The organism is Ensifer canadensis (genome assembly GCF_017488845.2).
GTDB lineage: Bacteria > Pseudomonadota > Alphaproteobacteria > Rhizobiales > Rhizobiaceae > Ensifer > Ensifer canadensis.
The window spans coordinates 3,889,377-3,901,730 of the sequence record NZ_CP083370.1 but is presented as its reverse complement, the minus strand read 5'-3'; the positions used below and the strand labels follow the sequence as shown (position 1 = coordinate 3,901,730).

The 12,354-nt window shown below is 61.4% G+C and carries 13 protein-coding genes and 1 tRNA gene; 8 read left to right on the top strand and 6 right to left on the bottom strand.

The features are described from left to right. Positions 1-10 precede the first annotated feature (10 nt). From J3R84_RS18835 to aroA, 3 genes are all read right to left on the bottom strand, one after another. Positions 11-964, bottom strand: a complete 954-nt coding sequence (locus tag J3R84_RS18835) for a hypothetical protein (RefSeq protein ID WP_025425509.1) — start codon at positions 962-964, stop codon at positions 11-13. 113 nt (positions 965-1,077) lie between these two features. Continuing rightward, positions 1,078-1,662 (bottom strand): hypothetical protein, encoded by a 585-nt coding sequence (locus tag J3R84_RS18830; RefSeq protein WP_025425508.1) that lies wholly within the window; start codon positions 1,660-1,662, stop codon positions 1,078-1,080. Positions 1,663-1,743: 81 nt separating this feature from the next. Then, positions 1,744-3,087 carry a 3-phosphoshikimate 1-carboxyvinyltransferase gene (gene aroA / locus J3R84_RS18825; RefSeq protein ID WP_025425507.1) on the bottom strand — a complete coding sequence of 448 codons (1,344 nt, stop codon included), beginning with the start codon at positions 3,085-3,087 and terminating at the stop codon, positions 1,744-1,746. Positions 3,088-3,371: 284 nt separating this feature from the next. Between aroA and J3R84_RS18820 the strand changes: the two genes are divergently transcribed. From J3R84_RS18820 to J3R84_RS18800, 5 genes are all read left to right on the top strand, one after another. Then, the gene (locus J3R84_RS18820; RefSeq protein ID WP_025425506.1) at positions 3,372-3,761 is read left to right on the top strand and encodes a TIGR02300 family protein; all 390 of its coding nucleotides are present in this window, start codon (positions 3,372-3,374) and stop codon (positions 3,759-3,761) included. 199 nt (positions 3,762-3,960) lie between these two features. Then, positions 3,961-4,036 (top strand) — tRNA-Ala (locus J3R84_RS18815). Positions 4,037-4,205: 169 nt separating this feature from the next. Further along, positions 4,206-5,381 (top strand): TMEM43 family protein, encoded by a 1,176-nt coding sequence (locus J3R84_RS18810; RefSeq protein ID WP_025425505.1) that lies wholly within the window; start codon positions 4,206-4,208, stop codon positions 5,379-5,381. 184 nt (positions 5,382-5,565) lie between these two features. Beyond that, positions 5,566-6,381, top strand: coding sequence for a YdcF family protein (locus J3R84_RS18805; protein WP_025425504.1), 816 nt, complete (start codon positions 5,566-5,568; stop codon positions 6,379-6,381). A gap of 70 nt (positions 6,382-6,451) precedes the next feature. Further along, a complete protein-coding gene (locus tag J3R84_RS18800) occupies positions 6,452-7,087 on the top strand; it encodes a trimeric intracellular cation channel family protein (protein WP_025425503.1) in 636 nt (211 codons plus the stop codon). 10 nt (positions 7,088-7,097) lie between these two features. Here the strand turns inward: J3R84_RS18800 and irrA are convergent, their stop codons facing one another. Then, positions 7,098-7,523, bottom strand: a complete 426-nt coding sequence (gene irrA / locus J3R84_RS18795; RefSeq protein ID WP_025425502.1) for an iron response transcriptional regulator IrrA — start codon at positions 7,521-7,523, stop codon at positions 7,098-7,100. A 321-nt stretch (positions 7,524-7,844) separates the two neighbouring features. Here irrA and fabA point away from each other — a divergent pair, with 321 nt between their 5' ends. Genes fabA through fabI form a run of 3 tightly spaced genes read left to right on the top strand, consistent with a single transcriptional unit; the run spans position 7,845 to position 10,441 of the window. Further along, a complete protein-coding gene (gene fabA / locus J3R84_RS18790; RefSeq protein ID WP_025425501.1) occupies positions 7,845-8,360 on the top strand; it encodes a 3-hydroxyacyl-[acyl-carrier-protein] dehydratase FabA in 516 nt (171 codons plus the stop codon). Between the two features lie 46 nt (positions 8,361-8,406). Next, positions 8,407-9,630 carry a beta-ketoacyl-ACP synthase I gene (fabB, locus tag J3R84_RS18785; RefSeq protein WP_025425500.1) on the top strand — a complete coding sequence of 408 codons (1,224 nt, stop codon included), beginning with the start codon at positions 8,407-8,409 and terminating at the stop codon, positions 9,628-9,630. 4 nt (positions 9,631-9,634) lie between these two features. Continuing rightward, positions 9,635-10,441: an enoyl-ACP reductase FabI gene (fabI, locus tag J3R84_RS18780; RefSeq protein ID WP_025425499.1), complete on the top strand. Its 807-nt coding sequence runs from the start codon at positions 9,635-9,637 to the stop codon at positions 10,439-10,441. 112 nt (positions 10,442-10,553) lie between these two features. On the opposite strand, the gene J3R84_RS18775 is transcribed toward fabI, so the two are convergent. Both J3R84_RS18775 and J3R84_RS18770 read right to left on the bottom strand, forming a co-directional pair. Next, a complete protein-coding gene (locus J3R84_RS18775) occupies positions 10,554-11,336 on the bottom strand; it encodes a hypothetical protein (protein ID WP_128090450.1) in 783 nt (260 codons plus the stop codon). 27 nt (positions 11,337-11,363) lie between these two features. After that, positions 11,364-12,278 (bottom strand): COG3904 family protein, encoded by a 915-nt coding sequence (locus tag J3R84_RS18770; protein ID WP_051509143.1) that lies wholly within the window; start codon positions 12,276-12,278, stop codon positions 11,364-11,366. Positions 12,279-12,354 lie beyond the last annotated feature (76 nt).

The following is a 12,354-nucleotide window of genomic DNA, read 5'->3' as shown; positions in this document are numbered from 1 at the left end:
CGATGCTCCGTCACCCTTTGCCGGCAGACCTCGCGCGCATGACGATCGCAGATACATTCACCATGGCCAGCAACAGGCTACCGACAAAAGCCAGCGAAGGCAGAACCGGGCCTACCGGAAACGACTTTCCCTTATCCCAATAGACCCTAACGCCGCCAAAGAGGTCAGACAAGGTTTGCACGCTTTGGAAAAGCCCGAACACGGCAACCAAAAGCCAGAACAAGAGCATACCCCTTGAACCCCGAACCAGTTTCATTCTGATCAGGCGCGCAAAATCGAGTAACTTCAGCGGTGGATTCAATCCCGATACAACAGGTGCGAGCGGCGCGCGATCCAGCATGCGTTGCCGCGTTCGGCGTATCCTTGCAATGAAAAGCACATTGAACGAAATCAGGGCAACGGCAATGACGCTTGCGGCGCCATTGTTTAGTCCGCCGGCCCAACGGTAGCCATCCGCCAACACGGCAATAATGACGCTAACAAACAGCGCACAAAAGCCATACCCGTTGTCGACTCCAATCGACGCAAACTGTTTCGCGGTCAGCATTACCGGGTTCGGCCAGTTCCGCGGCCAATAGAAAACCGAGCCGTCATCCAGCGTCTTCCAGTTCCGGGCATTGCGCTGCGGTTTGAACGGCTCGGGCGCCTGGGATGATCGTCTGGCTCCCGCAAGCATCCATTCGATCCGACGCTCTGTGCGGCGGAAATAGAGGTAGAAGGCCGCCACCCCAAAAAGAAGCGCGGCGACAGGTATCGCAAGCGAGACCTCTCCATGGCCCGCGAAAACGCCGAGCACAACCGTTGGAATCAAGGTCAGGAACGACACAAGCGGGATCATGAACCTAAACCGCACGATGCGGCCGAGTGTCTGCTCATCGATGATAAACGTCGGCCCGGAAGGCGACCGGCGATAGAGGATCGTTCCGTCCTCTCGTTTCTCCCAATTCAAGCCGCGGTCAAACATGAAATCTTCTCCTCAAACGGCGCATAGGCCGGTGCCACGCCTCGACACACGTCAGAAGGCCATTCGGCCGCACGTCCAGGCTGCAATCACCATTCAATGCACCTAGAGGATTACTAATTTCTTTCCTTTTTTCCGCGGCGCCACGCCTTGAGATGGACGCGCAGCACGTATCCCGAGACGATGGCCAGTGCGGCGGCTTTTATCGAGCTGCCACCTTTATCGACGAAGTCCGGATGGCCGACGATCTTGGCGATGACAACAGTAGCGTAGGTGAAAAAAACCATTCCGGACAAAACGATGCCGCATAGCATCGTCATTTTGTCGTCGAACCAAAGTTCCCGAACGTACTCGAGGGTCGATGGCTGCACCGATAGTGGACCACTCTCAATATGGCGCGGCGCATTCGCCAAAATTTCTCGTAACCGCTGTCGGGCAGTGACAATAACCCCTGCGCTCACCACGACAGCAAACACAACGAAAACGACGGGTATTGCAGGTTGCTTCGCCCAAAGGCCAAAGAGAGGCGCCGCGAAAAGGAAGAAAGCAATGGGCACCACCCAGCACTTCCCAGTCAACCGGCTCAGCTCATCGAGCTCGTCTTCCGTAACGACAACCGCGGGCGCTCGCAAATTTTGCCGATAGCTTATCCTGCCGTCATCATGGCGGCGTACCAGTTTGAATCGATCGTCCACCGACATAGGCATATCCTCAACCAGTCAAACCATAGCCGATGGTCGTTACCGACGGGTCGCGCCGGCCTTTAGGATTTTACCGATGCATCATTCGATCGCAGCGCCCAGCCCGGCCATTAGCTCCAGAAACCCGGGAAAGCTGGTGGCGATCATCGTCGCGTCGTCGACTGTGACGGGGTGCTCCGAGGCAAGGCCCATGACGAGGAAGCTCATGGCGATGCGGTGGTCGAGATGGGTGGCGACGGCGGCGGCGGCATTGCCGAGACCCTTGCCGCCGGGGCGACCGTGCACGACGAGGGCGGCAGGTGCCTCCTCGCAATCGACGCCGGTGAGCTTGAGCCCGGCAGCAACGGCGGAAAGCCGATCGGATTCCTTGACGCGCAGCTCCTCAAGACCGCTCATGATAGTGCGGCCCTCGGCGAAAGCCGCCGCAACGGCCAGCACCGGGTATTCGTCGATCATCGAGGGAGCGCGATCTTCCGGCACCGTGATGCCCTTCAACTCCGAGTAACGGACGCGCAGGTCCGCCACGTCCTCGCCGCCCGCAGTCCTCGCGTTCAGGACATCTATCTGAGCGCCCATTTCCAGCAGCGTCACGATCAGTCCGGTGCGGATGGGGTTCATCAGCACGTTGAGAATGGTGATGTCGGAACCCGGCACGAGAAGCGCTGCCACCAGTGGAAAGGCCGCCGAGGACGGATCGCCGGGAACATCGATGTCCTGGCCGGTCAGTCTGCCCTGCCCTTCGAGCCGAATGATGCGTTCGCCCTCATTGCCAGTCTCAACCGCCAAGTTCGCGCCGAAGGCCTGCAGCATTCTCTCGGTATGATCGCGGGTGATCACCGGCTCGATCACCGTGGTGATGCCGGGTGCGTTCAGACCCGCGAGCAGCACGGCGGATTTCACCTGGGCCGAGGCCATCGGCACGCGATAGTTCACCGGGTTCGCCGTCTTCGGTCCGCGCAACGTCACCGGCAGGCGGCCGCCTTCGGCCGACGCCACCTGAACGCCCATCTGGCGCAGCGGATCGAGTACGCGGCCCATCGGACGTTTGGAAAGCGAGGCATCGCCGACGAAGGTTGTGGTGAAATCATAAGCGCCGACGAGCCCCATGGTCAGGCGGCAGCCGGTACCGGCATTGCCGAAATCGAGCGGGGCTTCGGGCTCAAGCAGCGCACCGTTGCCGAGACCGTCGACGATCCAGGTGCCGCCTTCCTCGCGCACCGTAGCGCCAAGCGCCCGCATCGCTCGTGCGGTGTTGATGACATCCTCGCCTTCGAGCAGGCCTGCAATGCGCGTCCGGCCGGCCGCAAGCCCGCCGAGCATCAGGGCGCGATGGGAAATCGACTTGTCGCCGCGGATACGCACCGTGCCGCCGAGTGCCTTGGATCTGCGCGCAATGGCAGGCTTTGCGATCAAGCCAGCGGACATATGAACCTTCCTCAAACCTGCGGCCGGAACCATCCATCGCCACAGGCGAAACGGCTACGGAGGCGCGACCACCTTCCGTTGCGTTGCCTAACACAATGCGATTGCGCGATCATCCTCCCGGGCGCAAGAAAAAGCAGGCGGCGCAGGGCTTTCGAGTTTTATCTTTGACAGATGCGGCCAAGATGATTATGGGGACCGGCTAATCATCATAGGCTTGATATCCTTTCCACCCGCCGGCTTTCCGGCAAGCGCCGGTTCGGCCGGCCATTCAAGAGGCTTTGACTGTGGCAAAAGCGGAACTCGGAACAAAGCGCATTGACCCGGAAACGGGGCGCAAATTCTACGATCTGAACCGTGATCCGATCGTTTCCCCCTACAGCGGCAAGTCCTACCCGCTGTCCTTCTTCGAAGAAACCTCGGTTGCCAAGGTGCTCGAGAAGGAAGAGGAAGAGGACGTCGCTGAAGTCGACACCGAGAACACGGAAGTCGAACTCGTATCGCTCGAGGAAGCTGACGACGAAGCAGCCGGCGGCGACGAGATTCCGGATCTGGGCGACGACGAGGTAGAGATCGACGGCGACGACGACGATACCTTCCTGCAGACCGACGACGAAGACGACGACGACGACATGAGCGACCTCATCGGCGTGTCCGACGACGACGACGACGTCTAAGCGCTTAAAATATTACGCGAATGCCTCCCGTCCCCTGCCAAATGGCGTGGACGGGAGCAAATCGGGCCGGAGCCAAATTATTTCCACCGGCCTGACATTTTCGGCTTGCTATCCGCGAAGAGCAGAAGTAATAAGCCGCCACTCGCCGGGCACAACAGCCCGACAAGTTTCCCGGAACCGGCCTTGCCGGACCCGATATGGGGCTATAGCTCAGCTGGGAGAGCGCTTGCATGGCATGCAAGAGGTCAGCGGTTCGATCCCGCTTAGCTCCACCAAATTTCTCCTGAAATACAAACCTTTGAACTGACCGCCTTTCACCATGTTTGGGCCAAACGTCTGCGCATGTCGGCCGGTATATTCCTTTCCGCTTTTTTTCTGGTACCAACGGGAAAATCGAACGGTTCGCTTGCGCAACCGGGTCGAATGCAAGTGCCGGGGGATCAGATGAGTTTTACCGAAACGACCAGAACGTCGTGGTTCGCGCGCCTCAAGAACGGTGTCATCGGCATCTTCATCGGTCTGCTGCTGGTCTTCGGCATGATCTGGCTGCTTGCCTGGAACGAGGGCCGTTCGGTCAAGACCTATCGGGCACTCGTCGAGGGCGCCGGCGCTGTGGTCGACATCGACAGCGGCGCTGTCGAGGCTGGCAACGAGGGCAAGCTGGTTCACATCGCCAGCCGGGTCGAGCCCGTCGGCACGCCGGCCGACAGCCAACTCGGGATCTCCGCGAAGGGGGCTGCGGGCCTGCGCCGCTCGGTCGAGATGTACCAATGGGTCGAGGAAAAGAAGAGCGAGACGCGCAAGACGCTCGGCGGCGGCGAGGAAACGGTCACCACCTATTCCTACACCAAGGAGTGGCGCAGCGACCGCGCCGATTCAGCCGACTTCCGCGACGGCAACGGGCATCAGAACCCGGAAATGCCGATCTCAAGCGAGCGGTTCACCGTCGACCGCGCGATGCTCGGTGCGTTTTCCGTCAACGGCAGGGCCGTTGCCGATCTCGGCCGCGACAGCCCCGTGCAAATGGCGGACACTGACCTGCAGCACCTCGCCGACGCGCTCGACACCAATCGCCCCGTCAAGACCGACGGCCAGACGATCTTCGTCTCCGCCGATCGCCAGAACCCGGCCGTCGGCGATCTGCGCATCGGCTTTACCCGCGAAGACACGGAGACCGCGAGCTTCGTCGCCGCACAGAAAGGTGGCAGCCTTGCCCCCTACCGCACCACGAACGGTCGCGACCTGTTCCTGAGCTCAGCCGGCATCACCAGCGCCGCCGAAATGTTTGACGCCGCCCAGAGCGAGAACACGCTGATTTCCTGGCTGGTTCGGGTGGGCGGACTGATCGGCCTGTTCATCGGCTTCACGCTGATGCTGTCCCTTATCTCCATCATTGCCGACGTCATTCCGGTGCTCGGTTCTGTGGTCGCTTTCGGTACCGGCATCATCGCCGCGATCCTAACGTTGCTCCTCGGCCCTGTCGTCATCGCCGTCGCCTGGTTTGCCTATCGCCCGCTGTTGTCGCTGGCGATCGTCGCAGTCGGCGCGCTCATTGCTTTTGGCATCGGCTATCTGCGTGCCGGCAAGGCAAAGCCGATGTCCGGCGGCGTGCCGGCCTGATGAGCGGCGCAGGGTGTTGATTGGAGCAATTCCAGCAAAAATGCGGAGCGGTTTTGCGTCCGGATTTGCGTAAGAATAACGGGATCGAGCGGCTCCACGATTGCCTGGGTACGGGAGCGCTTTAGCCGGCCGGCCGATCGGCTTTGCGAAATATTAAGGGATCGTAGCGAAGAACACGGGCCTGATGTTTCTGCTTTCCAAGATATTCTGGCTCGTCGCGCAGCCCCTTTCCCTGGCGTTCTTCGCCGTCCTTGCCGGACTGCTGATGACGGCGGCCGGCCTCAGGCGCAGCGGCGTCGCCTTCGGCCTGCTCGGTGCGCTGGTGCTCTTCGTCAGCCTGTTCACGACCTCAGGATCCTATTTCCTGCAGATGCTCGAGGACCACTTCCCGCGGCCGACGGTACCGCCAGCAACCCTCTCCTGCGTCATCGTGCTCGGCGGCGCCTTCGAGAACGAGGTGATGGCGAGCCGTGGCGGCATCGAGTTCAACCAGGCGGCTGACCGCTTCATCGAGACGGCCATGCTGGCGAAGCGCTACCCACAAGCGCGCATCCTGATTTCCGGCGGCGACGGTTCGTTCAGCGGCGCCTATGACGGCGACGCCAAGGCATCGGAAGCCTTCTTTGCCACCTTCGGCATCGGCCCTGAACGGCTGATCCGCGAGGAGCAATCGAGAACGACATTCGAGAATGCCCGCAACACTGAGGCGTTGCTGACGGCAAACAGCCTTGCCAACTGCGCCCTGGTCACGTCGGCCTTCCATATGCCGCGTTCGGTCGGGCTTTTCCGCAAGCTCGGGCTGGAGGTCACTCCCTGGCCGACGGACTACCGCACCAGCGGCACGGTCACGCCCGGCTTCGATTTCACCCAACCCTCGCTCAATGCCCAATTGGCGACGACGGCGGTGCGCGAATGGATCGGGCTGGCGGCCTATTATTTCGGCGGCCGGACGGACAGCCTGCTTCCCGGCGTTTCACCCCCCAACGCTTCACCCCGTTGACGCGGCGGGCCTGGATGCTCCAGCTTGCGATGCGACCGATAACAGCGATGCGCCTATCAACGGAGCGGCCATGACGATCCTGGAAATCCTCGACTATGCGGGTGTTGCCGTCTTTGCCGCAACAGGAGCGCTCTCAGCTTCGCGCAAGCAGCTCGATATCATCGGCTATCTGTTCCTTGCCTCGGTCACCGGTATCGGCGGTGGAACGATGCGCGACGTCATCCTTGGCGCAACGCCGGTGTTCTGGGTGCTCAACCCGACCTACCTTCTGGTTTGCGTCTCGGTGAGCGTCATCCTGTTCTTCACCGCCCACCTGTTCGGCTCGCGTTACCGGGTGCTGGTCTGGCTCGATGCGATCGGCATGTCGGCCTATTGCGTCATGGGTGCTGCCAAGGGGCTGGCGGCAACAGGCTCGCCCGGGGTCGCGCTTGTCACCGGCATGTTGACGGCGACCTTCGGCGGCATATTGCGCGACCTCCTGGCGGGAGAGCCGTCAGTGCTGCTGCGTCCGGAAGTCTATGTGACGGCAGCTCTGGTCGGCTCCGCCGTGTTCGTCGTCGCGACGATGATCGGACTGCCGCTGGCCGCAACATCGGCGCTCGGCGTGGTCTCGGCCTTCACCGTGCGCGCCGGCGCACTCAAATACGGCTGGACGCTGCCCATCGGCAAAGCAAGCCCCGGCCGCGACCCCAACGATGTGATGTAGGAAAAGGTCGCTACGACCGTTCGCGCTTGCGGCGGAGACGAATGACCACGTCAACATGGGCAATTTCCATGCCTTCAGGCGGTTCCGGCAGATTGCCGATCTCGATATTGCTGACGGGAATATCGAGGACTTCGTTCTGGCCCTCGATGAAGAAGTGGTGATGGTCGGAGACGTTGGTGTCGAAGTAGGTCTTGGCGCTTTCCACCGCGAGCACGCGGATCATGCCGGCCTCGGTGAACTGATGCAGCGTGTTGTAGACGGTTGCCAGCGAAACCGGCACGCCGGCGACAACAGCCTCTTCATGTAGTTCTTCAACGGTCAGGTGACGGTCGCCCTTGGCGAAGATCAGATCGGCAAGCGCGACACGCTGACGCGTCGGGCGCAGACCCGAGCTGCGCAATCTCTCTTCCGAACTCACTTCGGTTGCTTTCGTCATCAAGGAGCGTTCCATGGATCCCGTAAAATTTACAATACTTCCGCTGCGATATAACTTTTGCACGCTGCTCTTTCAATAGATTCTAAGGTGCAGAACGGCTGGAATGCCTGAAAAACCGGCCTATTTCAAGGAAGGCTGGTATTTAACTCTGGTCGGACCCACATTGATCCTGTAAGCGACGGCGGAATGATATCGCAATCGAAATGGGCGACGCCGACGTCGGAAACATCGAAAACGGCCATCGGTGCGCTTCATTTCACAGCGAACTTGCTCTAAAGCAGGTCTGACAACACTTTATGTTACTCGGGGAAACAACCATTGATGACGACCAGGCAATCCAGCTTCAGCTATGAGGAAATCCTGACCTGCGGCCGAGGTGAACTGTTTGGCCCCGGCAACGCGCAGCTGCCGCTGCCGCCCATGCTCATGGTCCATCGCATCACGGAAATCTCCGAGACGGGCGGCGCCTTCGACAAGGGCTTCATTCGCGCCGAGTATGACGTGAGCCCTGATGACTGGTACTTCCCCTGCCATTTCCAGGGCAACCCGATCATGCCCGGCTGCCTCGGTCTCGACGGCATGTGGCAATTGACCGGGTTCTTCCTGGGCTGGCTCGGCGAACCGGGGCGCGGCATGGCGCTGTCAACCGGCGAAGTGAAGTTCAAGGGCATGGTTCGCCCCCATACCAAGCTGCTCGAGTACGGAATCGATTTCAAGCGGGTCATGCGCGGTCGCCTCGTGCTCGGCACTGCCGATGGCTGGCTGAAGGCCGACGGCGAAACCATCTACCAGGCAACCGACCTGCGTGTCGGTCTGTCGAAGGAAAAGACCGACTAAGCCGCGGGTTCTCCGCACCGAATGAGATAAAGAAAAGGTCATTACCATGAGACGGGTTGTTGTCACGGGCCTCGGGATCGTTTCCTCGATCGGGAATGATGCCGACGAAGTCACGGCATCGCTGCGCGACGCCAAATCGGGCATCACGTTTTCTTCCGATTTCGCCGAAAACGGCTTCAAGTGCCAGGTCTGGGGCGCACCGACGCTCGATCCGAGCGATCTCGTCGACCGGCGCGCCATGCGCTTCCTGTCGCAGGGCGGCGCGTGGAACCACGTGGCCATGAAGCAGGCGATCGCCGACTCCGGCCTCGAGGAAGCGGTCATTTCCCGCAACGAGCGCACCGGCATCATCATGGGCTCGGGTGGTCCGTCCACCCGCACGATCGTCGAGGCGGCGGACACGACCCGCAAGAACGTGAGCCCCAAGCGCATCGGCCCGTTTGCCGTGCCGAAGGCGATGTCGTCGACGGCTTCGGCCACGCTTGCGACCTGGTTCCAGATCCACGGCGTCAACTACTCGATCTCGTCGGCCTGCTCGACGTCTGCCCATTGCATCGGCAATGCCGCGGAGATGATCCAGTGGGGCAAGCAGGACGTGATGTTCGCCGGCGGCCACGAGGACCTGGACTGGACGATGTCCAACCTGTTCGATGCCATGGGCGCGATGTCCTCCAAGTACAACGACACGCCGTCGACCGCATCGCGCGCCTATGACGTCAGCCGTGACGGTTTCGTCATTGCCGGCGGTGCCGGCGTGCTGGTGCTCGAAGAGCTGGAACATGCCAAGGCGCGCGGCGCCAAGATCTACGCCGAAATCGTCGGCTACGGCGCGACTTCTGACGGCTACGACATGGTCGCCCCATCAGGCGAAGGCGCGATGCGCTGCATGCGCCAGGCGCTGTCGACCGTGAAGGGCGACGTCGACTACATCAACACGCACGGCACGTCGACCCCGGTCGGCGACAGCAAGGAAATCGGCGCCATCCGCGAAGTGTTCGGCGCGAAGATCCCGCACATCCAGTCGACGAAGTCGCTCACCGGCCACTCGCTCGGCGCTGCCGGCGTCCAGGAATCGATCTACGGTCTCCTGATGATGCAGGGTGGCTTCATCGGCGAGAGCGCCCATATCAGCGAACTCGACCCGGAATTCGATGGTGTGCCGATCGTGCGCAAGCGCATCGACAACGCCAAGATCGATACGGTTCTTTCCAATTCGTTCGGCTTCGGCGGAACCAACGCAACGCTCGTCTTCCAGCGCTACAACGGATAACACCATGACGGGACTAATGAATGGAAAGCGTGGCCTCATCATGGGTGTGGCCAACAACCACTCTATTGCCTGGGGCATCTCGAAGGCGCTGGCAGCGCAGGGCGCGGAACTGGCCTTCACCTACCAGGGTGAAGCGCTTGGCAAGCGCGTGAAGCCGCTGGCGGCCGAGGTCGGCTCCGACTTTCTGCTGCCTTGCGACGTCGAGGACATCGCTTCCGTCGATACGGTCATCTCGGCCATCAAGGAACGCTGGGGCAAGCTCGACTTCATCGTCCACGCCATCGGCTTTTCCGACAAGAACGAGCTGAAGGGCCTCTACGCCGACACGACGCGCGACAACTTCAGCCGCACCATGGTGATCTCGTGCTTCTCCTTCACGGAGATCGCCAAGCGCGCCGCCGAACTGATGAACGACGGCGGCTCGATGCTGACCCTGACCTATGGCGGCTCGGTGCGGGTGATGCCGAACTACAACGTCATGGGCGTTGCCAAGGCGGCTCTCGAAGCCTCCGTGCGCTATCTTGCGGCCGACTACGGCGTGCGCGGCATCCGCGTCAACGCGATTTCTGCCGGCCCGATCCGCACGCTTGCAGGCGCCGGCATTTCCGATGCGCGGGCCATGCTCTCCTGGCAGCAGAAGAATTCGCCGCTTCGCCGCACCGTCACCATCGACGATGTCGGCAGTTCGGCGCTCTACCTGCTTTCCGATTTGTCGCGTGGCGTCACCGGCGAAATCCACTACGTGGATTCGGGCTACAACATCACCTCGATGCCGGCGCTCGACGCGCTCAGGACCGCCGACGCCGAGTAAAGCTGATGGGTGGGCACAGCCCAGAGATGACGAGCCCCGGTGCGGTTATCGCCGGGGCTTTTTTGTTGGCGTGTTTTCCAGTTTGGTTGGCTCCCGCGCCCGGCGCCTGCCGCTATTCCAGATCCATCGTGGTGAAGACCCGGCAATTGTCGGGCGCAGGCGTGCCACGGCAAATATCCGCATCGACCAGTTGGCCGACGGGCAGCTCGCTCGTCAACAGCAGCACCGTGGACAATTGATAGCGGCCGAGATTGCCGTCCGCGCTGCGCAGGCGTTCGACCAGGGACTGGTATCGCACGCCCATTTCACCGTAGTAAGCCACGAGTTTCCGGGTGTCGGCCTCGTTTCCGGCTAGCGTCGGAATGTCTTCGACGATCGCCCCCTCTCCCGCGAGTCGTCGATTGCCGGATGCAAGGACAAGCGTACATGCCTGTGAGCAGGCTCCAAGCGAAACTGCCTTGCCGATATACTCGGCCGCCTTGCGGTCGTTTGCGGTACAGTTCTTCTGATCTCGCTGACATCCAACGAAAATGGTCGTGCCCACCGCCACGCTCAGCTTGCTCTTGCGGATGAGGCGGCCGAGTGCCATCGCAGCCGCCATATCGCCACCGGGCGATCGCAGGACCAATGGTAGCTTGCGGCCTGCGAGCGTTTTCAAGGTTGCCTTCAGCAGTGCCGGCGTCTTCGGACCGATGGTGCCTGCGGCGGAAATCCATTCCGGACATGTCGGCTCGCAACCGACCTCGTTCGAGCGCACGACGACAAACCGCATCTGCTGCTCAGCCGCCATTGCCGGCCGCTCCATCAACAGGCTTGCGGCCAGCAGACAGATCAGCAGCACTACTCGTCGCAGGCGGGGCGTGGCGCAGCCGACGGGAGAACTCCATATGCGCATTCCGGTCTCCAACCCAGATCCCCTCGTCTAACGCTTCAGGTCCGACATAACGAAAACCCGGCAATTGGCGGAGGCGGGCACCGTCTTGCAGACCCCGGCCGCGGTCAGCAGCTCGACCCCGCCCAGTTGCGTGATCAACTTCATCTCCATCATCGCCACAGGTTCGATCTTGCGCATGTCGGCAGCGGGCGTGATCTTCATCTGATCGATGACCGCACGCCCGACGCCCATTTCCGCTAGGTATGCGGCCAGTTCGCGCTCCATCGCCTTGCTCATCTCGTAGGTCTTGCGGTTGCCAACATTCTTTTGGCTGACGACTTTCTTGCTGATTATCTTCTTCCTGCCGTTCACTATCCGATATTTCTCCTGGTACCGTGTCTGGACCTGAGCGTAGACAGCGGTGATCTGGTGAACGCCCAGATATGCCCACTGGCCGACCACACGCCGGGCACCGCCGGCAAGCATCAGCGGGCAGGCGGAGTTGCAATAGGCTCCGCCCGAATAGGCAGTCCCGATGAGGCGGGCACCCTTGCCGTCATTGTCGCGGCAATCCTTCTGCTGCGGCTGACAACCGACGAAGCGCGTCTTGCCGACCGCCACTTCGAGCTTTCGCGCCCGGATGATCCGTCCGAGCACCATGGCGGCATCGACGTCGCCGCCAAGCGACGTCACGACGATCGGCAGGCGGCGGTCGCCGATCGCCTTGAGCAGCTTCTTGAGATGCGTCGGACTTTCGCGAACGATCGTCCCCTCGGCCGATATCCACTCCGGGCATGTCGGCTCGCACCCCGGCTGATTGCTGCGAACCACCAAGAACTGCATGTCAGCGCCGCCGGCCGGCGATGCCAGAACTGTCGAGGCTGAGGCCAGGAGCCCGGCCAACAGACAGAGAATGGCCACGGAATGCAGGAAGACGTCGCGTAGAAGTGTCGTGCCGAGCAAAGAAGTCCCTCATCCCGACTGTTTGAGCGTCGATCAGAACGCAGCGCTTTCGCTGGATTCCAGTCTCGCAGCCCCG